Below are 20,468 nucleotides of genomic sequence, written 5' to 3'. Positions count from 1 at the left end.
TATCCTTAATTAAATTTTATCATATTTAAAATTTCCTTCAAATATATTTATAGGCATACGAAATTCTGGCATTCCAGCTACATATGGTGCTATCTCATATTGTCCATAGTAGATAACTAGGTTTCCATCTTCTATATAAAATTTTGTCTTTTCATCTATTCCATTAAATCCTTCCTTTCCTGAAAAATACATGTCCGGATTTTTATTTATTTCACTTCTAATACTAGAATCAATTATATTTTTGTAATTATATTCTTCTTTAAAAAGATCTTTTAACGTTAATATTTCTCCTGTTAATTCATCAATATTATATGATTTTCTAGTTGTTGCCCCATGAGCTCCTCCTGTATATTGATAATAATCAATATACAAACTTACAATCTTTTGCAAACTAGTTATTTTATATTTAGACATAAGCTGATATGGGTTTAATGGAGGTGTTCCATTCTTAAAATACTCATCAGAAATATATTTAACATCATTTATCCACTCTTCTGTCCAATTTACAATTAAATTATTTATTTTATTTTCTTTATCTTCATTCGCCAATCCTTTTATCTGTGGAATAATTACATCGATTTGCAAATAATCATTTTTACTCTTATATATTTTATCCACAACATTAACTTGTGGAAAAATATTACTACTTCCCCTAGTTATCAACATACTTTGTGGATAAGATTGAAAAATTGTTGATAACATCACTATTACTAAAATCGCCTGTTTTAGCCATTTCATCGATATCTCTCCTCACTTTTCGACATATTACTTTCTTTTGTTAATATTATCTACATATTTGTTTATAATTATTAACATCACTATCAACAAATTTATAACAACTTATCCACAGCCACCTGTGGAAAGTGTGTGTAACTCCTTTATTTGTAAAAAATAATTTTAGATTAAATTTTCCCAAATATTTTTTTATTATACACATTAATTAATTCGTTATATAATCCACCAAAAAACATCATCTATCTCTTCATACTAGATATTGAATTACGTTTTTACCTTTAATTTTGGCAAAAAAAGAAACTGCATAGGCAGTTTCAAATAATTTTAATAATAATTCTCTTTTATTTACTCAACATCTTTAGTTTTTATAGATGTTGATATTAATTCATTAAGATCTTTTAGCTCTTTTTCAGTTAAATCCCGCCATTGGCCAACCTTTAAATTATCTAAATTAACATTCATAATTCTTATCCTCTTAAGTTTTGTAACTTCATAGCCTAAAGCTTCACACATTCTTCTAATTTGTCTGTTCAAGCCTTGTGTAAGTATAATTCTAAAAGTATTATTACCTTCTTTTCTTACGTAACATTTTTTCGTTACTTGACCTAATATTCTTATCCCATTACTCATTCTTCTAACAAACTCATCATTTATTGGTTTATTTACAGTTACTATATATTCTTTTTCATGATTATTTCCAGCTCTAAGAATCTTATTAACTATGTCACCATCATTCGTTAAGAATATTAATCCTTGTGAATCTTTATCTAATCTTCCTATAGGAAATATTCTTTTATCATGCTTAACAAAGTCAACTATGTTTCCCTTAACCTTATGTTCAGTTGTACATGTAATACCCACAGGTTTATTCAAAGCTATATAAACTAATTCTTCATCTTTATATATCTTTTTTCCATCAACTCTTACAACTTGACCTTTTGAAACTTTGGTTCCCATAGTAGCTTTTATATTATCTATAGTAACTCTTCCGCTCTCAATTAATTTATCTGCCTCTCTTCTTGAACAATATCCCGATTCACTTATATATTTATTAAGTCTTATATCATCTGGTCTATCATTATGTATAATTATTTTCTTATTAATCCTTTGTGAATTTTGTTTCATATACTTACCTCTTACTAATATAAATTCTGCTCCATTCCAGAATTATTTAATTTAAAATCTATTTGTTCAACATATATGTAATCCTCTGTCTTAGACAATGCACCATATTTTATTGGTTTTCCATTTACAGCTACTATTATACCTGTTTGAGGCATCATGTCGTTCTCATTTGCATACTTAATTATACTATATATTGCATAATCTACTCCCTTATCAATAACATCAATGGTTTCTACCATTTTGTTTCCTCTTTCAGTTCTAGAGTATATATTCTTTATTTTATCAAAAGAATTTACCTCTAATATAATATCTGATGTCGTTCCTACCATTACAGTACTTACTACTTTAGTATATCTAAAAATTGTTATTCCAATAAGAACTATAAAAATAGCAGCTAACATGGATATGTGAAATTTATAATCACTCAATAATTTCTTCGGAGTTGCTGTAACCTCTTCACCTATAGATGTTATATCATTTGTCTTAACCTTTATTAAGTCGCCCATAGATGTCATTATCATAACATTCTTTTTTCTGCAGCTTATAACAATACCCTTCACATCATTATTATCTTTTAAAATACTTAATGCATTTACATCTATATCTCTTTCTTCATCTTCTATGACTCTTAAATAGTCTTGTATATGCTTATATTTAGGATCTGATAATATAACAACATACGTTATTATATTATCTCTCCATTCCTCTAAATATCTTCTAGTCTTGCCAAATTCCTTCGCTACTACACTCATAGGAATACTTTTTTTACTTTTAAATTTATCTAATATCTCTACATCTTGAACTATAAAAAAAGCTATGTTTAATAGTTCATTTTTTATAGAATAAGGTACTTCTCTTAATGCTAAATCTTTTAGTACTACTCTATAATTAATAAGTTCTTTTTTTAATACTAAAATTTGTTCTTTTCTTTCTTCAATTATTTCATCACTTATTACTATAAGCGGTGCCATAGATGAAAACCTATATACTGTTCTTTCGTCCTTACCCATTTTTATCCCCTAACTACTTAAGCTTTCTTCTGAAATTAGCTTTCCCTTTACTATAACTCTTTGCTTTGCCCCTACTGTACATGTTACTAATGTCATAGTTGCTTCTTTTGTATTATCTAAGACCTGAACATCCTCAGGTTCTACAATAAAATTATCCTCTACCACATAAGTATATTTTTTATCCTGAGTTTTAACTATTACCTCATCTCCGGCCTTAACTTTATATAAATTAATAAAAGCATCTGTATAATCAGAAACTCTATGTCCTGCTACTGCAAAATTCCCTTTCTCTCCTGGAGCAGCAGAATCAGTAAAATGTCCTAAAAAGTATTTAAGAACATCATCTGATATACCTTCAACTAATGCTTGAGATAATTTTATGCTTGGTATCTCTATTATAGCTATAGGTGTATATCCATTAATTTCATCTAGATTTACTGTCTCTTTATTTCCAGTTGAAGTACCTTCACTTATACCACTTTCAAACATTTCAATAATAGCTTTTTGTTTTCCAATAGTTTCTACTTTTTTATACACTACTGTTGCAATTATAGTTATCCCTACAACTATAAGTAGTAATCCAATAATCCTTCTAAACTTGTCCACTTCTCCACCACCCATAATTAAATTATTAAATAAGTTCATATTTTCTTTTTTATACATATATTATAGCATAAAGTATTTTAAATATATTATTTGAAATCAATAATATTCAAGATCGGGTGGTTTAACATGCATCGTCAAAAAAATACTGTTGTCTATGTAGACTTCCTATTTACACGAAAAAAAATAAAATCAAAATTTATGATTTTATTATACTCATTTTATACAAAAATAAGAAAATCTTTTCTTAAATCTTCTCTAAAAAAACTCTACAAAAAATCAACTATATCAACTAAAGAACAAAGCTCTAATTATTAAAATCTATCCTTCTATTTAAAATTGAAATTTTCTATTGTATTTGTGGTAAAATATATTTATATTTTTATCGAGGTGATTTTAATGAGAATAGGAATGGGATATGATGTTCATAAATTAGTAGCAGATAGAGACTTAATATTAGGCGGAGTAAAAATTCCCTATGAGTTAGGTTTATTAGGACACTCTGATGCTGATGTTTTATTGCATGCAATAATGGATTCATTACTTGGAGCTTCTGCTCTTGGAGATATAGGAAAGCACTTTCCGGATACAGATCCAAAATATAAAGGTATTTCTAGTATACACTTACTAAAAGAAGTTGGTAAACTTTTAAAGGATAATGGTTTTGAGATAAATAATATAGATTCAACTATAATTGCTCAAAGACCAAAGATGGCTCCTCATATTCAAGATATGAGAAAAAATATAGCTGATGCATTAAATATCAATATAAATCAAATAAATGTTAAAGCTACAACAGAAGAAGGCCTTGGCTTCACTGGTGAAGGAAAAGGAATTTCATCGCAAAGCATCTGCCTAATCAGTGACAAGTTTCAAGTGACAAATGACAAATTATAATATGTTCCCTATAAAATAATTTAATATTATTGATTAAATCTCTTAGAATTTGTTAATAGTTTTAATATATAACTATTCTAAGGGGTTTATAATGACTAATAGCATAATAAGTACAAAATCTTTTAATTTTGCTATAGATATAATTAACTTATATAAATATCTATACTCAAACAAAGAGTATGTTCTTTCTAAACAAATTTTAAAATCTGGAACTAGTATCGGTGCTAACGTTAAAGAAGCTTTACGTGGTCAATCCAAAAGAGATTTTTTATCTAAAATGTATATATCACTTAAAGAAACCGATGAAACTGAATACTGGCTACTATTATTAATTGAATGTAATTATATAGATAAAGATTACGGGGACATACTTCTAATTAAATGTAGAGAAATTTCTAAAATATTAAATTCAATTGTTAAAACAACAAAACAAAACCTAGCAAATTAGAAACTAAATTATAAGAGCAAGTTGATTTAATAAGTCAACTTGCTCTTATAATTTATTTAACTATTTGCTTGTCACTTGTCACTTTTAATTTGTCACTTTTCTATAGTGCCAGAATATTGCTATAATCGCACAAACTCCCATTAAATATGGATAAAATAAATATTTCATAATTGCAAATGGTGATATAGCCGCCAGTCCTGCTGCTGAAATTAATTGTGCTCCATAAGGAATTATTCCTTGAAATACACAAGAGAACATGTCCATTATACCAGCTACTCTTTTTGGCTCAAGACCAACCTCATCTGATATATTTTTTGCTATAGGTCCGACTGTAACTATAGCTATTGTATTATTAGCAGTACAAATATCAACAAGACTTACTAATGTTGCTATTCCTAATTCAGCATTTCTCTTATTTTTGAATCCTCTTAATCCCTTACTTAATATATAATCTATTCCACCATTATGTTTTATTAATGATATTGTCCCTGATATTAACAGTGATATTATTATAAGTTCCCCCATCCCCATAACTCCTGTTGCTATAGATTGAGATAATGCCATTATATCAAAGCTTCCAAAATATATACCTATACAACCTGCTATTATAATTCCACCTAAAAGAACTAGTATAACATTTAATCCTAATAAAGATGAAACAATTACAGCTATATAAGGTAATATTTTAATTAAACTAAATTCTAAGGATTCCACTTGTGTTACTCCAGCATTTCTTGTTAAAAATGCTAATAATAGAGCTGTAATTATTGCAGCTGGTAAAACTATTTTAAAGTTCATCTTAAACTTATCCTTCATTTCACATCCTTGTGTTCTAGTTGCAGCTATAGTTGTATCTGAAATAATCGAAAGGTTATCCCCAAACATAGCCCCACTTACTACTGCTCCTACTGCTAAAGCGACTAACACCCCTGTTTTATCTGCTATTCCAACTGCTATTGGAACTAAGGCAACTATCGTCCCCATCGATGTACCTACAGATAACGCTATAAAACATGATATTATAAATAATCCAGCTATTAAAAGATTGCTTGGTAATATTGATAATCCTAAATTAACTGTTGAATCAACAGCTCCCATATCTTTTGCAACTTGAGCAAACGCTCCTGCTAAAACAAATATTAATATCATTAATATTACGTTACTATCACCGGCCCCTTTACAAAAGATTTCTATTTTATCCGATAATGATTCTTTTCTATTCATAAGTATTGCTGTAAATGCTGCCACTGAAAATGGTATTATTACTGATACTGCATACATATCTCCAGCCATTGCTGACAAACCTACATAAACTATTAAAAAAACTAGTAATGGTAATAAGGCACTTAAACTTCCCTTTTTCTGCATCGTGTTTCCTCTCTCCTTTTTACTTATCTAAGAAATAAAAAAACTTCAGTAATAAATACTGAAGCTCTGCATTCTTAATATTTATACTTCTTATCTATCAGGATTTAGCACCACACTTTTTAGTTAAGAGTTAATAGTTAACAGATAAGAATTGTTTTAAAACTTATTCTTAACTTTTAACTTAACACTAACTAAACTAATTAAAAGACATACTATGTAAACTTAATACTAACTATTAACTATACACTGTTAACTATTAACTAGTCGTAGGTTGCCGGGCTTCATAGGGCCAGTCCCTCCACCGCTCTTGATAAGGTATTCTCTTTTTATATAACTATACTAACAAATTTAAACAAGCACTGTCAATAACTTTGTTTTCTAGTCATAATAAAAAAGATGGAATATAATCCATCTTTTTTATTTGGTGCGCCATCACGGGTTCGAACCGGGGACACCCTGATTAAGAGTCAGGTGCTCTACCAACTGAGCTAATAGCGCATATTTAATACTAACTTTATACTATAATTATAGTATTTTAATGGAGCGGGTAGTGGGAATCGAACCCACCTTTCCAGCTTGGAAGGCTGGAGTATTACCGATATACGATACCCGCATAAGTCTCTTTTCATATTAAATTTTATCACCTGAATTTTTAAATGTCAATAATTACTATACTATTTTTTTAATAAATACTTACTACTCCACTTATGTAATATTCATTCCGAATCTATCACATTATAATCTCCAAATTAATATAATATATTATAGAAGGTTAATTTATCTTAATTAATATAATAAAATTTCATTAATATATTATTTTCTAAATTAATATATTATACTATAGTAACATTTGAAACAAATTAATATTGATAATATAATATATATATTAAATTAAAAGGGGGCAAAGGTTTGTACAAATGTGAAGTTTGTGGTGAAAGAGCAGATATTCATCATATAGTATTTAGAAGTCAAGGTGGTTTTGATATTGAAATAAACTATAAATATTTGTGTCCAAACCATCATCGTGGCAATGACGGGCCTCACCATAACCGTTTCGTTGATCTAAAGTATAAACTTGAGTTACAAGAGAAATTATATTATTGCCTTTCAAAAGATTATTATTGGCCAAAAGAACTAACCGAAATACTTGGAATCCATAATGGTTCACTAAAAAGGTTATTAAAAGACTTAAAAATTCACAAAGAAGGATATAGCAAAAATGATATAATATTTAAACTAATGGGAAGCGTTGTATACTCTTCAGAGATGATAGATGAACTTGCATTAGATTTATTAATAAATGAAATATAGGAACTGCATTATTAGCAGTTTCTTTTTTTATACTTATATATAGGCAAATACCTATATTAATTATAAAATATACGTATTTTACTAATATATATTTTCTCTTTATACTATTAGAGGGCTTTGTTAAAAGTATCAATTACAAGAAGGAGAATGTATTAATGGAAAATTTAAGAAATAAAAGAAATTGGAAAGTACTTTGGCAACTATTTAAATCAACATTTGTTCTTAGTGCCTTTACCTTTGGTGGAGGATTCGTTATCGTATCTCTTATGAAGAAAAAATTTGTCGAAGAACTAGGATGGTTAGACGAAAGTGAAATGCTAGACATAACAGCTATAGCACAATCTTCCCCAGGTCCTATTCCAATAAATGCATCCGTTATCTTAGGATATAGAATGCAAGGGATTTTGGGCTCAATTGTTGCTGTTGTAGGAACTTCTATTCCTCCTATCGCTATTATATCTGTTATCTCTTCATTTTATGTTAAATTTAGAGAAAGTCAAATTATCGGAACTGCATTAATGGTAATGAGAGCTGGTGTTGCTGCTGTAATATGTGACGTTGTTATAAACCTAGCTACAAATGTTATTAAAACAGGACAAGTTTTATATATTGCTCTAATGATAATTGCATTCATTATGACTTATGTATTAGGTATAAGTGCAATAACAGTAATTTTACTTTGTATTCTTGTAGGTATTGTAAATCTTATATTAGATATTAAAAATTCAAAGAAACAAGCAAACATGGAGGTATAATATGATAGGACTATTATTTTTAAGCTTTATTCAAGTAGGATTATTCAGTGTCGGTGGTGGATATGCTGCTATACCTCTAATTCAAAATCAAATAGTAAATGTTCATGGATTAATGACTCTTCAAGAGTTTGCTGATTTAATTACTATTGCTGAGATGACACCAGGACCTATCTCTATTAACTCTGCAACATTTGTTGGAACTAGGTTAGCTGGTTTACCTGGTGCACTTATTTGTACTTTAGGATGTATTATTCCTTCATTTATTATTTGTCTTATATTAGCTCATTACTATTATAAGTATCGTAACTTTGGAGGAGTTCAAACTATTCTTGCTAGTCTTCGTCCTGCAGTAGTTGCTCTTATAAGTTCAGCTGGACTATCAATCTTAACTCTTGCTATTTTTCAAGCTGAAAAGCAAGATATAGTATTATCAAATTTTAGACCTATAGAGTTTTTATTATTTGCGCTCGGTCTTTTCGCCATTAGAAAATTTAAAGTTAATCCAATACTAGTTATTTTCGGTTCAGGATTAATAGGAACGATAGCTTATATGGCATTTTAAAATTCTTTTTTTAGGCATTTTATACACTCAATTATTTTTTTCAAATGCTCTGATATAAACTTATCTTTATGGTACACCACACATATTTCTCTTAAAATATCTATATTTCTTATTGGAATTATATGTAGTGTACCATTTTTAAGTTCATTTTCTATTATTAAAGTAGATAATATTCCTAAACCTTGCCCTCCAATAACAGCATTCTTTATAGCTTCTGTATTATTACTATTCCATTTTTCATTTACAGATATATTATTTTCTTCTAATATTGAGTCAAAGCTTTCTCTAGCTCCGCTCCCCTTTTCTCTAAAAATCATATCCTGTCCTGTAAGTTCCTCTATATTTATTTCATCTTTATAATAAAAATTATGATTTCTACCTGCTACTAATACCAATCTATCATTATATATAGGAATTTTAACTAAGTCCTTATCATCAACTTTACCTTCAACTATTCCTATATCTAAATCACTATGTAATAACATATTTTCAATAATATTGGTATTATTTACAACTATCTTAGTTGATATATCTTTATTTTCTTCTTCAAACTTATTTATAATTTCATTTAACATACAAGTTCCTACAGTAACAGTTGCTCCAATATGTAAACAAATATTTTCTCCTGAATTTTTCAGAGCTGATTCCATTTCATTAAAAGATCCCACAATGTGTCTAGCATATCTTAATAGCAATTTCCCACTGTCTGTTATATAAAGCTTTTTTGAAAGCCTTTCAAATAATTTAACCCCATAATAATCTTCTATCTCTTTTATTGCCTGACTTACTGATGGTTGTGATATAAAAAGTTTTTCTGCAGCTTCACTCATTTTTCCACAATCAGCCACAGTTATAAAAATTTTTAAATGTCTTATATTCATATACCATACCTTCTCTCTTTATATGAATTGATTATACTACAAAAACAAAAAATAATAGCACTATTTATTTAGATATAAAATCTATTTAAATAATGCTACACTGACATTTTTTTATAATCCACACCCTAAAGCTATTAATATTTCATTAAAAAGCTTATCTTTATCTACAGAGTTTAAGTCATTAACTACTCTAATTGATCCTGATAATTTAAAATCAATTATAATACCATAGGTTATATCATTATCAAGACTAGCTTTAAGAGTAAATACTCCATTTTCATAATCCATACATTTCATATCTCCATTATTAGGATCTATAATCATAACTTCACTATCACTGTTTATTCCATTTAAATTTATAATAAATTCATCTTGCTGTTCTGCAATAGTTACAAAACTTTTTAAGTAAGTTCCGTCATATTCTTTATTTATCACATTTTTATCAGTCATCTCAAAAGAATACCCTGATACTATTTCTTCGTGCTTGTTGTTATCGTCTATTTTTTTATCTTTATTAATATTAATAATCAATCCTCCAAATACTCCTATAATAAATACTAAAAATATATAAATTATCATCTTTTGTTTATTCAATAAATCTACCACCTTACTATACATTAATGAAAATAAATCATTTAATGATTCACTCATATTTGTCTTTATTCTAGCAACTTAAAAACTTTTTAACAATTAGGTACTTTTTTGTAATCACCTAAAAAATTAATAATAAAAAGCATACTATTAACGATACTTTAATAATAAAAAAATCCTCGAAATAAATTCGAGGATTTTTATGGTGCAGATGAAGGGAGTCGAACCCCCACGCCAAGGGCGCTAGATCCTAAGTCTAGTGCGTCTGCCAATTTCGCCACATCTGCTTACTATATTATCTATTATACTCTCAATTTAAGGTTTTACAATACTTTAACTAATTAATTTTATATTTTTTCCAAAATTATTCTAATTTAATTTTTCAAACAAACCTCACCTCTAATAAAAGGTATATTTTTAATGCAACTACCTATTAACCATTAAAATTTTCCTTTCCTCTAAATGTTGACATAAATCACATAGATAATTATAATTATTCTTAAATATACTAAAGCGTTGAAGAGACGAGTAAACTACAATTTCATTTACAGAGAGAAAATACATTAGCTGTAAGTATTTTTATTTGAAACTAGTTGAAGACCAGCTCTGAGTGACTCTAATCAAGTCCGTATTCATCACGTTACGATGTTTATTAAGAGGCCTAGTTTAGGCAATTAAGGGTGGAACCGCGGGAAGAATTATATGCTCTCGTCCCTTTTCTATACTATTTTTTTGTATAAGAAAAGTGACGTTGAGCTTTTTTTATACAATAAATCAGCTTTTATATTATTATATTAAACATTCTAAAAACTATTTTGGGCAAAAAATTAAAATTTAAGGAAACGAAAGGAGATTTTAAATATGATAAAAGTTACTTTAAAAGACGGATCTATTAAAGAAGTTGAAAATGGATCATCAGTTTTAGACGTTGCTAAATCTATAAGTGAAGGGTTAGCTAGAAATTCTCAATGTGGTATTGTTAATGGAAAGGTTGTTGATTTAAGAACACCATTAAATGAAGATTGCGAATTAGCTATATGTACTTTTGATTCTCAAGAAGGAAAGGATGCTGTAAGACATAGTATTTCACACGTGCTAGCTGCAGCTGTTAAAAGATTATTCCCTGAAGCTAAGATTGCCATAGGCCCTTCAATAGCTAATGGTTTCTACTATGACTTTGATGTAGAAAAAGCTTTTACTGCTGAAGACTTAGTAAAAATCGAAGCTGAAATGAAAAAAATAATAAAGGAAAACCCTCAAATTGAAAGATTTGAACTTCCTAGAAATGAAGCTTTAGAGCTTATGAAAGATGAGCCTTATAAAGTTGAATTAATAAATGAACTTCCAGAAGATGAAGTTATTTCATTCTACAAGATGGGTGATTTCACTGACCTTTGTGCTGGTCCTCATGTAATGTCATTAAAGAACATTAAAGCTATCAAGCTTATAAGAAGTGCTGGCGCTTACTGGAAAGGTGACGAAAAGAACAAGATGCTTTCTAGAATATATGGTACTGCATTCTTAAAGAACGCAGATTTAGAGGCTCATTTAGCAGCTTTAGAGGAAGCTAAAAAAAGAGATCATAACAAATTAGGTAGAGAACTTGGAATCTTTACTACTGACGAAAAAGTAGGTCAAGGGCTTCCACTATTCATGCCTAAAGGAGCTAAACTATTCCAAACTCTTCAAAGATGGATTGAAGATGAAGAAGAAAAAAGAGGCTATGTTTTAACTAAAACTCCTTTTATGTCTAAGAATGACTTATTTGTTGCTTCTGGACATTGGAGCCACTATAAAGATGGTATGTTTGTATTAGGTGATGAAGAAAAAGATGCAGAAGTTATGGCTTTAAGACCTATGACTTGCCCATTCCAATTTACTGTTTATAATGCTGAACAACACAGTTATAGAGATCTTCCAATAAGATATGCAGAAACTTCTACTCTATTCAGAAAAGAAGCTTCTGGGGAAATGCACGGTCTTACTAGAGTTAGACAATTTACACTTTCAGAAGGACATATAATCTGTACTCCAGAACAAATCGAATCTGAATTCAAAGAAGTTATTGATTTAATAAACTATGTTATGGATACTTTAGGAATATCAGAAGATATATCTTACAGATTCTCTAAATGGGATCCAACAAATACTGAAAAATATATAAACAATCCAGAAGCTTGGGAAGCTACTCAAAACCAAATGAGAACTATATTAGATCATTTAAATATAGATTATGTTGAAGCTGAAGGCGAAGCTGCATTCTATGGACCAAAACTTGATATTCAATCTAAGAACGTTCATGGAAAAGAAGATACTATAATTACAGTTCAAATTGACTTTGCTTTAGGTGAAAGACTTGGTATGAGCTATATCGATAAAGATGGTGAAAAGAAAATACCATTTGTTATCCATAGATCTTCTATTGGATGTTATGAAAGAACTATAGCTACTTTAATAGAAAAATATGCAGGTGCTTTCCCAACATGGATGGCTCCAGTTCAAGCTAAAGTTTTACCTCTTTCAGATAAGTATGCTGATTATGCTGATAGCGTAGTTAGAACTTTAAAAAACAATGGTGTTAGAGTTGAAGTTGACCATAGAACTGAAAAAATTGGTTATAAGATTAGAGAAGCTAGACTTGAAAGAGTTCCTTACATCCTAGTTGTTGGTGAAAAAGAAGCTGCAAACAATGAAGTTTCAGTAAGAAGTAGAAAAAATGATGATGAAGGTGCTATTGCTTTAGATTCATTTGTTGAAAGAATAAAATCTGAAATAGCTAATAAAGAAAGATAAAATTTAATTATCTAAAAATCAAGAAGAGTAGGTAAATTTGTGTAAATCACAAATCTATCTACTCTCTTTTTGCTAATATAAAGTTATATCTGACCTTATCCAAGAATCCTCATATTTTATAAAGTTATATTCTTGAGTTACTGTCCACTCATCTGAAATTACTTTAGTATAAACTGCTTTAAATGTAGTTTCTGTTTGTTCTACGTGTAAATCGTCATCAAGTATAGAAATGCCAATTCCACCTTGTCCATATACTATATAAAAAACACCATCTTTTTCTAAAGTATAATTATCTAAAAAATAGTAAATTGCATCATCTAAATAATAATCATATAAAGCATTAAAAACTTCTTCTCTAGATTTATATATATTAGATATCGCTAAACTCCTTCCATCTTCAATAATCATTGTAGTACTATCAAAATTTGCACAATCTATTATATCAGTTAATGCATTTTTAGCTTGTAATGTAATTTTTCTAACCTCCAGCTCTGTAAGTGGACTATATACAACTTCCACCTTCAACTTAAAACTTCTGCCATACTGTTCATTTACGCCTTCATATTTAAAAGTTCCTTTGCTACTTGTATCTACTTGTTGATTATTCCAATGAATCGGAACATTAATGTCTTCCCCTCTTACATTTATAACCCCTTCTGTTGGAATAATACACTCTTCACCTTGTTTCACAATATAATCATATTCAACTACTTCAAAATTACTTTTTATATCCTCTGCTATTTGTTGCATGCCTTCTACATCAACCTTATTATCAATAGCTACTTTTATTATTTCATATGCATCATCAAACCTATTTTTCTTAATATATTCATCTTTAATTTCTAAATATAATTCTTTATTTCCTTTATCCATTAATATAACTTTATCATATAAATTTTTTGCTTCTTGAAAGTTATCTTCCTCTAAATACTTTTGCGCTTTATATTTTAACGTTTCAATCTCTTTTTCTTCTACCTTTATATCCTCTCTAATATCATTTGAAATAACAATTTCTTTTTCTTTAGAATCACAACCTGATAATACAGGTATTAACAATAAACTTATTAAAAATACTGATAAATACCTTGTAGCACTACTTTTAAGCATATTAATATATCTCCTTAACTTTTTATTATACTTATATTGTATTCCTCAATATTTTCTATTTTTTATACTATTGTTTCCAAATTATTTCCAAAACAAGGAATTTTTATATTAACGATAATTTCTTCCCCATTAGATATAGTAATTTCTCCATTATGATCTTTAATAATTTCACTACATAGATATAATCCCAATCCTCTACTTTCATCATATTTATATATATTATCTTTTACAAATGGATCAAATATTGAATTATATATATTGTCAGGAATTTTTTCACCATAATTTATAATATCTATACAATAATATCTTTCCTCAACTTTAGTATTGATATAAATAATATTAGAACTACTTGAGTACTTTATTGCATTATCTGCTATATTAATGAATAACTCTCTTATTTTATTAATTCTTCCATATATCTTACCTGGCGTTATATTTCTATTTATTTTAATACCGTATTTACTAGCCTTTATTTGCATGTCATCACATATTTGATTAATTACCTCATCTAAAGCTATCTCTATTTTATTCTCATCAACAGTTGATATTCCTTTAGATATTTTAATTAAATCTAAAACTAATAAATTAAGCCTCTCACTCTCTTCATATATTCTTTCTATTGATTTCTTCTTAAACTCTTCATCGTTAACAATATTATCCTTTATTATTTCTGCATATCCCATTATTGCTGTTAATGGAGTTTTTATTTCATGGGTAACATTATCAAAGAATTGCTTTCTACTTTTTTCTAAAGTTTCAACCTTTTCTTTTTCATTTTTAATAGTATCGATTTGAATTTGTATCTTGTTGTTCATATTATTAAATTCTTTTGATACTATCGACATCTCATCATTTCCACTATAAGAAATAACTGTATTGTAATTTCCTTTCCCAACTTCCTTTATTCCATTTATCAATAAACTTATTGGATAAGTAACCTTACTTGCTACTAAATAAGATAAGGTTAATATAAACAAAAACACTATTATTACAATTAGACCTATAAAAGTTATAGTATTACTATATTGCTTATATATATCATCAAATGATTTCTCTAAATGTAAAACACCTAAGCTTTCTTTATTTATAAAAATTAAATATGTTATAAATCCTTTCAATCCATTGTCTGTATATTTTAAATTAACTACCACCTCACCATCTACTGCTCTTAAATATAAACTCTCTATATTATCCACTTGATTTTCTATATTACTTACATAAACCTCTCCGTTTACCCCTATAATTTCAATATTGCTTTCATAATTTAATAATATATAGTTACTTAAGTATTCTGATTCTTGTAACAATAATTTTTTTTTATCTATTTCAGTATCTATAGTTAATCTATATTTTATAGACTCTCTAGTGCTTTTCATAATTTCTTCTAAAGAGTTCATAATATTACTCTCCATATCCCTTTTTAAAATACTCGCTATAGATAAATTCATAACTATTCCTAAAACAATAAGTATTGATAAAATTCCTACAGTTATCTTATACTTTATTTTCATTATATAACCTCATAACATAGCCAAATCCAAATACGGTTTCTATTATTGATTTATACTTTGTATCATCTAATTTACTTCTAATTCTTCTTACATGAATATCTATAGTTCTTAAATCCCCATCATATGTACATTCCCACACATTATCTAATAATTCCTCTCTTGAAAATACCCTATCTCTATTTTGAGATAAAAATTCTAACAATTGATATTCTTTTGGCTTTAATATAATTTCTTTATCATCCTTCATAACAACTCTACTATCATAATTAATTTTAATATGAGGAGTTAAACTTATAAATTTCATTTTAGCTCCTTCGGTATATTTTGCTACTCTTCTTAATGCTATTTTAACTCTAGTTAATACTTCTTTTATATGAAAAGGCTTAGTTATATAATCATCTGCACCAAGTTCCAATCCTAGGACTTTATCAAATACATCATTTCTTGCCGTTAATATTATTATAGGTATTCCATAAGTATTATTAATAAATTTACACAAATCAAACCCACTTTCGTCTGGCAAATTTATATCTAATAATGTTAAGTTAGGTAAAAATGTATTCAATAATTCTCTTGCTTCTCTCCCCTTAAAAGCGGACCTTACTATATATCCCTCCACCTTCAAAGAGTTAACTAGTATATCATTTATACTTTTATCATCCTCAATTACCAACACTTTACTTTCCAATACTTTTCCCCTTTTCTAATTTCTAACATACTAATAAATTATAATTGTACTTTTGGTTTTTTATGCAAAAAAGCTATTTCTTAATATCTATAAAGATATCAAAAAATAGCTAATGTTTATTATAATCATATAGTTATTAATTGTTTATTTGTAATAATATAATCTACTCTTATGTCATGATCTTCATATTCAATATTATCTAGTACTTGAAATCCATATGCTAACGCTACCTTATTTATTCTGCATTCTAAAACAGATAAATATTTATCATAATATCCTCCACCATAACCTATTCTATTTCCTACCTTATCAAAAGCTATTCCTGGAAGGACTATTAAATCAAAATCTGAGTCAATATAATTTTTATCCACAATATTGGGTTCTAATATACCATACTTATTAACATATAATTCATTTAAACTGTGAATTCTTATTGCTTTCATAGTTTTGTCTTCTATATTAATTTTAGGTACATAAATTGCCTTATCATTCTTTAATGAATAATCTATTATTTCTTTTGTATCTACTTCATCTTTACAGCTTACATAAATAAATATACTTTGGGCATCTTTATAAATCTTGCTATTAACTAATAAATCAAATATTGATTTATCCCATACTCCTCTTTCTTCGTCCTTTATATTTCGCCTTAATTTTAACACACTTTTTCTAATAATCTTCTTGTCCATTACTTATTCCTTTACTATAACTAATAACTTTAAATGATTTAATAAAAATAAGTATTCCTATTATAGGCACTATAATAAATAAAATTGCTGTCCATAGTTTTGACTCTGGATATACTACAAAATTCACTAAGAAATTATTAATAAAATGCATAGCCATACAAAGATAAATTGACCTTGTATAATAATAAGCTAGTCCAATTATTACACCTAAGAAAAATGCATTTACTCCTTGTGGTAAATTCATATGTGCTATACCAAATATAAGAGCTGAATATATTATCGCCTTTTTATAATTATATTTTTTTAATAGCCCATTTAATAATACACCCCTATATAAAATCTCCTCAAAAATAGGTGCAATAATACAGGTAGAAATAAATATAAAAATATAGGATGTATTTAAAAGGTATTCTTCTAAATATTCATATAATCCATCATTTAATGTAGGCATTGAATATAGAAAAATATCAAACACTCCATAAGTTATAAATATATACCCAATCATCAATCCTATACCAGCTAAATACTTTTTCTTAGATATTTCTTCTCTATACAGTATTTCTCCGTTAGTTTTAAAGCTTTTATTAATCACCACTATAACAATTAATATAACTCCATACTGATAGATAAAGTCGGTTATTGAGTTTAATATATTCTCACTCCAACTATTTACAAAAATTATATCTCTATAAAAATTTATAAATAAACTTATTGGAGTATATACAAAGCTATATGTTATATCAAAAAGAAATGATAATAATAAAGCTTTCCAAAAAGTAATAGGTTTAATCTCTAAACTTCCATTATTTAAGTTTTTAACATAATTTAATTTCATCATACACCCTTTAAAATTGTTATTATTATACAATTAATTATACACTTCTTCTAGTAGCTCCGCCAGGATAAATATTCATTTAGGGTGAAGAGAAATATTCACTTTGTAAAGAGAAATATACCTTCAGATAGATAAAAATGCTTTTTTCAAAAGCATCCATTTATCTTTGTGAAAGCAAATATTTCCTTGTGATATAGTCACGCATTTCTCTTGCCCATAGTAATATTTCTCATTTGATGGAGTCAAATTTAAAGTTTTGGTACAAAACTATTACATTCTGTTTCTCTTGTTGCGCAGGCATTCATACCTGCTATATGTATTGTTTCTGCAGCACACATACGATTTTCATTATAAGTACAGTTTTCAGCCTCACATTGAATAGATAAACTTGATTTTGGATTTTCAAAATTACTTGTAAAAGTTCCTTGTTTTTCTTCAAAACTATCACAACAAGTTGCTGAAGATGATACAGCTTCAGCACCTCCCACTGTTATTCCTTCTTTACAACAGCATTGTGAATTATTATGTATACAATTTTCTACACTACAAGTTAAATTAGTCATATTATTCCTCCTAAAATGCAAACAAGTCTTATATATATTTTAAGAAATAATGTTTGTTTTATTCACATATATAAATTAATTGTCAAATTTATTGTATTTATATAAGTTTTTATATAAGGTTACTTTCTTTTTTCCTTATATTAGATTAAAATTATTATTAATAGTAAATATATAAACTATAGTTTATCCATTGAAATTTAAATGACTCATAATTTATTTTCATAATATTTATTTAATTTCAAAACAAACTAAAATACGATAATAGGAGAGGTAATACTATGTCAAATGAAATTAATTCTTCTAATTTTATAAGAAATATAATTGTAGAAGACCTAGATAGCGGAAAGCATAAGGAAATAATAACTCGTTTTCCACCTGAACCTAATGGTTATCTTCATATAGGTCATGCTAAATCTATACTTTTAAATTTTGGATTAGCTGAAGAGTTTAAGGGTAAAACTCACTTAAGATTTGATGATACTAATCCAGTTAAAGAAGATACTGAATATGTTGAATCAATAAAAGAAGATGTTAAATGGCTTGGCGGAAACTGGGATGCTCTTTACTTTGCTTCGGATTACTTTGAAGAAATGTATAATAGAGCTGTTTTATTAATAAAAAAAGGATTAGCTTATGTTTGTGACTTAACACCTGATGAAGCTAAAGAATATAGAGGCACTTTAACTGAACCTGGTAAAGAGAGTCCTTATAGAAGTAGATCTATTGAAGAAAACCTTGATTTATTTGAAAGAATGAGAAAAGGTGAATTCAAAGATGGAGAGAAAGTTTTAAGAGCTAAAATAGATATGTCATCTCCTAATATGAATATGAGAGATCCAATAATTTATAGAATAGCTCATGCAACTCATCACAACACAGGCGATAAATGGTGTATATACCCAATGTATGACTTCGCTCATCCATTAGAAGATGCTATTGAATCTGTAACTCACTCTATTTGTACTTTAGAATTTGAAGATCACAGACCACTTTATGATTGGGTTGTTAAAGAATGTGAAATGGAAGCTACTCCACGACAAATCGAATTTGCTAGATTAAACATGACTAATACTGTTATGAGCAAGAGAAAGCTTAAACAATTAGTTGATGAAGGTGTTGTTGATGGATGGGATGACCCAAGAATGCCTACTATATCTGGTCTTAGAAGAAGAGGATGCACACCAGAAGCATTAAGAAACTTCTGCTCTGCTATAGGTGTAGCAAAAGCTAATTCAATAGTTGATTCTCAAATGCTAGATTATTTTATAAGAGAAGATTTACAAATGAAGGCTCCTCTAGCTATGGCTGTTTTAAGACCTTTAAAACTAGTTATAACAAATTATCCTGAAAATCAAACAGAAATGTTAGAAATAGAAAATAACGCTAAGGACGAATCTTTTGGTAAAAGATTAGTTCCATTCTCTAGAGAATTATATATCGAAAGAGAAGACTTTATGGAAGAACCAGTTAAGAAGTACTTTAGACTATTCCCAGGTAACGAAGTTAGATTAAAAGGTGCTTACTTTGTAAAATGTACAGATATAATTAAAGATGAAAACGGAGAAGTTATTGAAGTTCATTGTACTTATGATCCAGAAACTAAGAGTGGTTCAGGGTTTACAGGAAGAAAAGTTAAAGCTACTATTCACTGGGTTGATGCTAAAACTGCAAAGCCAGCTGAGTTTAGATTATATGAACCATTAATATTAGATGATCAAGAAGAAAATGAAGGTAAGCACTTCTTAGAACAAATAAACCCTAACTCAATGGAAATATTACAAGGTTTTATAGAACCAGTTGCTATAGAGAATGCTTCTGCATTAGATAAATTCCAAATGGTTAGAAACGGCTTCTTTACAGTTGATTCTAAATATACTGCTCCTGAAAAGTTAGTATTTAATAGAATTGTACCTTTAAAATCATCATTTAAATTATAAAAAAGAAGTGGCCAATGGCCACCTCTTTTTTGTTTGAATATAAATTTGAAAATTATTTT

Annotated in this window: 20 protein-coding genes, 3 tRNA genes and 1 other annotated feature; of the genes, 7 read left to right on the top strand and 16 right to left on the bottom strand. The window is 27.9% G+C overall.

What is annotated here, in order from left to right; genetic code table 11:
* Positions 1-9 precede the first annotated feature (9 nt).
* From H8S20_RS19420 to H8S20_RS19405, 4 genes are all read right to left on the bottom strand, one after another.
* Complete coding sequence (locus tag H8S20_RS19420) at positions 10-738, bottom strand: DUF3298 and DUF4163 domain-containing protein (protein WP_032117126.1); 729 nt, start codon at positions 736-738, stop codon at positions 10-12.
* A 342-nt stretch (positions 739-1,080) separates the two neighbouring features.
* On the bottom strand, positions 1,081-1,860 hold the full coding sequence (rluF, locus tag H8S20_RS19415; RefSeq protein ID WP_032117125.1) for a 23S rRNA pseudouridine(2604) synthase RluF: 780 nt from the start codon (positions 1,858-1,860) through the stop codon (positions 1,081-1,083).
* 14 nt (positions 1,861-1,874) lie between these two features.
* Positions 1,875-2,870 carry an anti-sigma factor domain-containing protein gene (locus H8S20_RS19410; protein ID WP_032117124.1) on the bottom strand — a complete coding sequence of 332 codons (996 nt, stop codon included), beginning with the start codon at positions 2,868-2,870 and terminating at the stop codon, positions 1,875-1,877.
* A 9-nt stretch (positions 2,871-2,879) separates the two neighbouring features.
* Positions 2,880-3,533 (bottom strand): class D sortase, encoded by a 654-nt coding sequence (locus H8S20_RS19405; RefSeq protein WP_243177780.1) that lies wholly within the window; start codon positions 3,531-3,533, stop codon positions 2,880-2,882.
* Positions 3,534-3,872: 339 nt separating this feature from the next.
* Here H8S20_RS19405 and ispF point away from each other — a divergent pair, with 339 nt between their 5' ends.
* Positions 3,873-4,370, top strand: a complete 498-nt coding sequence (gene ispF / locus H8S20_RS19400) for a 2-C-methyl-D-erythritol 2,4-cyclodiphosphate synthase (RefSeq protein ID WP_186861117.1) — start codon at positions 3,873-3,875, stop codon at positions 4,368-4,370.
* 91 nt (positions 4,371-4,461) lie between these two features.
* Positions 4,462-4,818, top strand: coding sequence for a four helix bundle protein (locus H8S20_RS19395; RefSeq protein ID WP_186861116.1), 357 nt, complete (start codon positions 4,462-4,464; stop codon positions 4,816-4,818).
* An 84-nt stretch (positions 4,819-4,902) separates the two neighbouring features.
* Here H8S20_RS19395 and H8S20_RS19390 read toward each other — a convergent pair whose 3' ends face one another.
* From H8S20_RS19390 to H8S20_RS19380, 3 genes are all read right to left on the bottom strand, one after another.
* Entirely contained in the window at positions 4,903-6,186 is a 1,284-nt protein-coding gene (locus H8S20_RS19390) for a Na+/H+ antiporter NhaC family protein (protein ID WP_186861115.1), read from the bottom strand.
* Between the two features lie 422 nt (positions 6,187-6,608).
* Positions 6,609-6,684, bottom strand: a tRNA-Lys gene (locus H8S20_RS19385).
* A gap of 41 nt (positions 6,685-6,725) precedes the next feature.
* Positions 6,726-6,799, bottom strand: a tRNA-Gly gene (locus H8S20_RS19380).
* A gap of 296 nt (positions 6,800-7,095) precedes the next feature.
* On the opposite strand from H8S20_RS19380, the gene H8S20_RS19375 reads away from it, so the two are divergent.
* From H8S20_RS19375 to H8S20_RS19365, 3 genes are all read left to right on the top strand, one after another.
* The gene (locus H8S20_RS19375) at positions 7,096-7,497 is read left to right on the top strand and encodes an HNH endonuclease (RefSeq protein WP_032117119.1); all 402 of its coding nucleotides are present in this window, start codon (positions 7,096-7,098) and stop codon (positions 7,495-7,497) included.
* Between the two features lie 155 nt (positions 7,498-7,652).
* Complete coding sequence (locus tag H8S20_RS19370; RefSeq protein WP_032117118.1) at positions 7,653-8,252, top strand: chromate transporter; 600 nt, start codon at positions 7,653-7,655, stop codon at positions 8,250-8,252.
* Between the two features lies 1 nt (position 8,253).
* Positions 8,254-8,814 carry a chromate transporter gene (locus H8S20_RS19365; protein WP_186861114.1) on the top strand — a complete coding sequence of 187 codons (561 nt, stop codon included), beginning with the start codon at positions 8,254-8,256 and terminating at the stop codon, positions 8,812-8,814.
* Here H8S20_RS19365 and H8S20_RS19360 read toward each other — a convergent pair.
* The 3 genes from H8S20_RS19360 to H8S20_RS19350 form a co-directional block, all read right to left on the bottom strand.
* Positions 8,811-9,695, bottom strand: coding sequence for a LysR family transcriptional regulator (locus H8S20_RS19360; protein WP_186861113.1), 885 nt, complete (start codon positions 9,693-9,695; stop codon positions 8,811-8,813). The genes H8S20_RS19365 and H8S20_RS19360 overlap by 4 nt on opposite strands.
* 111 nt (positions 9,696-9,806) lie before the next feature.
* The gene (locus H8S20_RS19355) at positions 9,807-10,289 is read right to left on the bottom strand and encodes a hypothetical protein (RefSeq protein ID WP_186861112.1); all 483 of its coding nucleotides are present in this window, start codon (positions 10,287-10,289) and stop codon (positions 9,807-9,809) included.
* Positions 10,290-10,489: 200 nt separating this feature from the next.
* Positions 10,490-10,573: transfer RNA gene (locus H8S20_RS19350), tRNA-Leu, on the bottom strand.
* Between the two features lie 220 nt (positions 10,574-10,793).
* Positions 10,794-11,005 (top strand) — a binding site (T-box leader).
* A gap of 142 nt (positions 11,006-11,147) precedes the next feature.
* Here H8S20_RS19350 and thrS point away from each other — a divergent pair.
* A complete protein-coding gene (gene thrS / locus H8S20_RS19345; protein ID WP_186861111.1) occupies positions 11,148-13,079 on the top strand; it encodes a threonine--tRNA ligase in 1,932 nt (643 codons plus the stop codon).
* A 72-nt stretch (positions 13,080-13,151) separates the two neighbouring features.
* On the opposite strand, the gene H8S20_RS19340 is transcribed toward thrS, so the two are convergent.
* The 6 genes from H8S20_RS19340 to H8S20_RS19315 all read right to left on the bottom strand — a co-directional run bounded on the left by H8S20_RS19340 (position 13,152) and on the right by H8S20_RS19315 (position 18,472).
* A complete protein-coding gene (locus H8S20_RS19340; protein ID WP_186861110.1) occupies positions 13,152-14,186 on the bottom strand; it encodes a tetratricopeptide repeat protein in 1,035 nt (344 codons plus the stop codon).
* A 62-nt stretch (positions 14,187-14,248) separates the two neighbouring features.
* Positions 14,249-15,697 carry a sensor histidine kinase gene (locus H8S20_RS19335; RefSeq protein WP_186861109.1) on the bottom strand — a complete coding sequence of 483 codons (1,449 nt, stop codon included), beginning with the start codon at positions 15,695-15,697 and terminating at the stop codon, positions 14,249-14,251.
* Entirely contained in the window at positions 15,681-16,385 is a 705-nt protein-coding gene (locus H8S20_RS19330; protein WP_186861108.1) for a response regulator transcription factor, read from the bottom strand. Before H8S20_RS19330 ends, H8S20_RS19335 begins: the two co-directional genes overlap by 17 nt.
* A 125-nt stretch (positions 16,386-16,510) precedes the next feature.
* Positions 16,511-17,074, bottom strand: coding sequence for a 5-formyltetrahydrofolate cyclo-ligase (locus H8S20_RS19325; protein WP_186861107.1), 564 nt, complete (start codon positions 17,072-17,074; stop codon positions 16,511-16,513).
* Positions 17,055-17,909 (bottom strand): CPBP family intramembrane glutamic endopeptidase, encoded by an 855-nt coding sequence (locus H8S20_RS19320; RefSeq protein ID WP_186861106.1) that lies wholly within the window; start codon positions 17,907-17,909, stop codon positions 17,055-17,057. The genes H8S20_RS19325 and H8S20_RS19320 overlap by 20 nt, the downstream gene beginning before the upstream one ends.
* Before the next feature lie 248 nt (positions 17,910-18,157).
* A complete protein-coding gene (locus H8S20_RS19315) occupies positions 18,158-18,472 on the bottom strand; it encodes a DUF1540 domain-containing protein (protein ID WP_186861105.1) in 315 nt (104 codons plus the stop codon).
* Positions 18,473-18,750: 278 nt separating this feature from the next.
* Here H8S20_RS19315 and H8S20_RS19310 point away from each other — a divergent pair, with 278 nt between their 5' ends.
* Positions 18,751-20,409, top strand: coding sequence for a glutamine--tRNA ligase/YqeY domain fusion protein (locus H8S20_RS19310; protein WP_186861104.1), 1,659 nt, complete (start codon positions 18,751-18,753; stop codon positions 20,407-20,409).
* Positions 20,410-20,468: the final 59 nt, after the last annotated feature.

The organism is Clostridium hominis (assembly GCF_014287825.1).
Lineage (GTDB): Bacteria > Bacillota > Clostridia > Clostridiales > Clostridiaceae > Clostridium > Clostridium hominis.
This window is presented reverse-complemented; position numbering and strand designations above follow the sequence as displayed.

Excerpts from the sequence above, each read along its gene's own strand:
- H8S20_RS19420 (WP_032117126.1), bottom strand. The coding sequence starts at position 738 with ATGAAATGGCTAAAACAGGCGATTTTAGTAATAGTGATGTTATCAACA.
- rluF (WP_032117125.1), bottom strand. The coding sequence starts at position 1,860 with ATGAAACAAAATTCACAAAGGATTAATAAGAAAATAATTATACATAAT.
- H8S20_RS19410 (WP_032117124.1), bottom strand. The coding sequence starts at position 2,870 with ATGGGTAAGGACGAAAGAACAGTATATAGGTTTTCATCTATGGCACCG.
- H8S20_RS19405 (WP_243177780.1), bottom strand. The coding sequence starts at position 3,533 with ATGTATAAAAAAGAAAATATGAACTTATTTAATAATTTAATTATGGGT.
- ispF (WP_186861117.1), top strand. The coding sequence starts at position 3,873 with ATGAGAATAGGAATGGGATATGATGTTCATAAATTAGTAGCAGATAGA.
- H8S20_RS19395 (WP_186861116.1), top strand. The coding sequence starts at position 4,462 with ATGACTAATAGCATAATAAGTACAAAATCTTTTAATTTTGCTATAGAT.
- H8S20_RS19390 (WP_186861115.1), bottom strand. The coding sequence starts at position 6,186 with ATGCAGAAAAAGGGAAGTTTAAGTGCCTTATTACCATTACTAGTTTTT.
- H8S20_RS19370 (WP_032117118.1), top strand. The coding sequence starts at position 7,653 with ATGGAAAATTTAAGAAATAAAAGAAATTGGAAAGTACTTTGGCAACTA.
- H8S20_RS19365 (WP_186861114.1), top strand. The coding sequence starts at position 8,254 with ATGATAGGACTATTATTTTTAAGCTTTATTCAAGTAGGATTATTCAGT.
- H8S20_RS19360 (WP_186861113.1), bottom strand. The coding sequence starts at position 9,695 with ATGAATATAAGACATTTAAAAATTTTTATAACTGTGGCTGATTGTGGA.
- thrS (WP_186861111.1), top strand. The coding sequence starts at position 11,148 with ATGATAAAAGTTACTTTAAAAGACGGATCTATTAAAGAAGTTGAAAAT.
- H8S20_RS19340 (WP_186861110.1), bottom strand. The coding sequence starts at position 14,186 with ATGCTTAAAAGTAGTGCTACAAGGTATTTATCAGTATTTTTAATAAGT.
- H8S20_RS19335 (WP_186861109.1), bottom strand. The coding sequence starts at position 15,697 with ATGAAAATAAAGTATAAGATAACTGTAGGAATTTTATCAATACTTATT.
- H8S20_RS19325 (WP_186861107.1), bottom strand. The coding sequence starts at position 17,074 with ATGGACAAGAAGATTATTAGAAAAAGTGTGTTAAAATTAAGGCGAAAT.
- H8S20_RS19320 (WP_186861106.1), bottom strand. The coding sequence starts at position 17,909 with ATGAAATTAAATTATGTTAAAAACTTAAATAATGGAAGTTTAGAGATT.
- H8S20_RS19315 (WP_186861105.1), bottom strand. The coding sequence starts at position 18,472 with ATGACTAATTTAACTTGTAGTGTAGAAAATTGTATACATAATAATTCA.
- H8S20_RS19310 (WP_186861104.1), top strand. The coding sequence starts at position 18,751 with ATGTCAAATGAAATTAATTCTTCTAATTTTATAAGAAATATAATTGTA.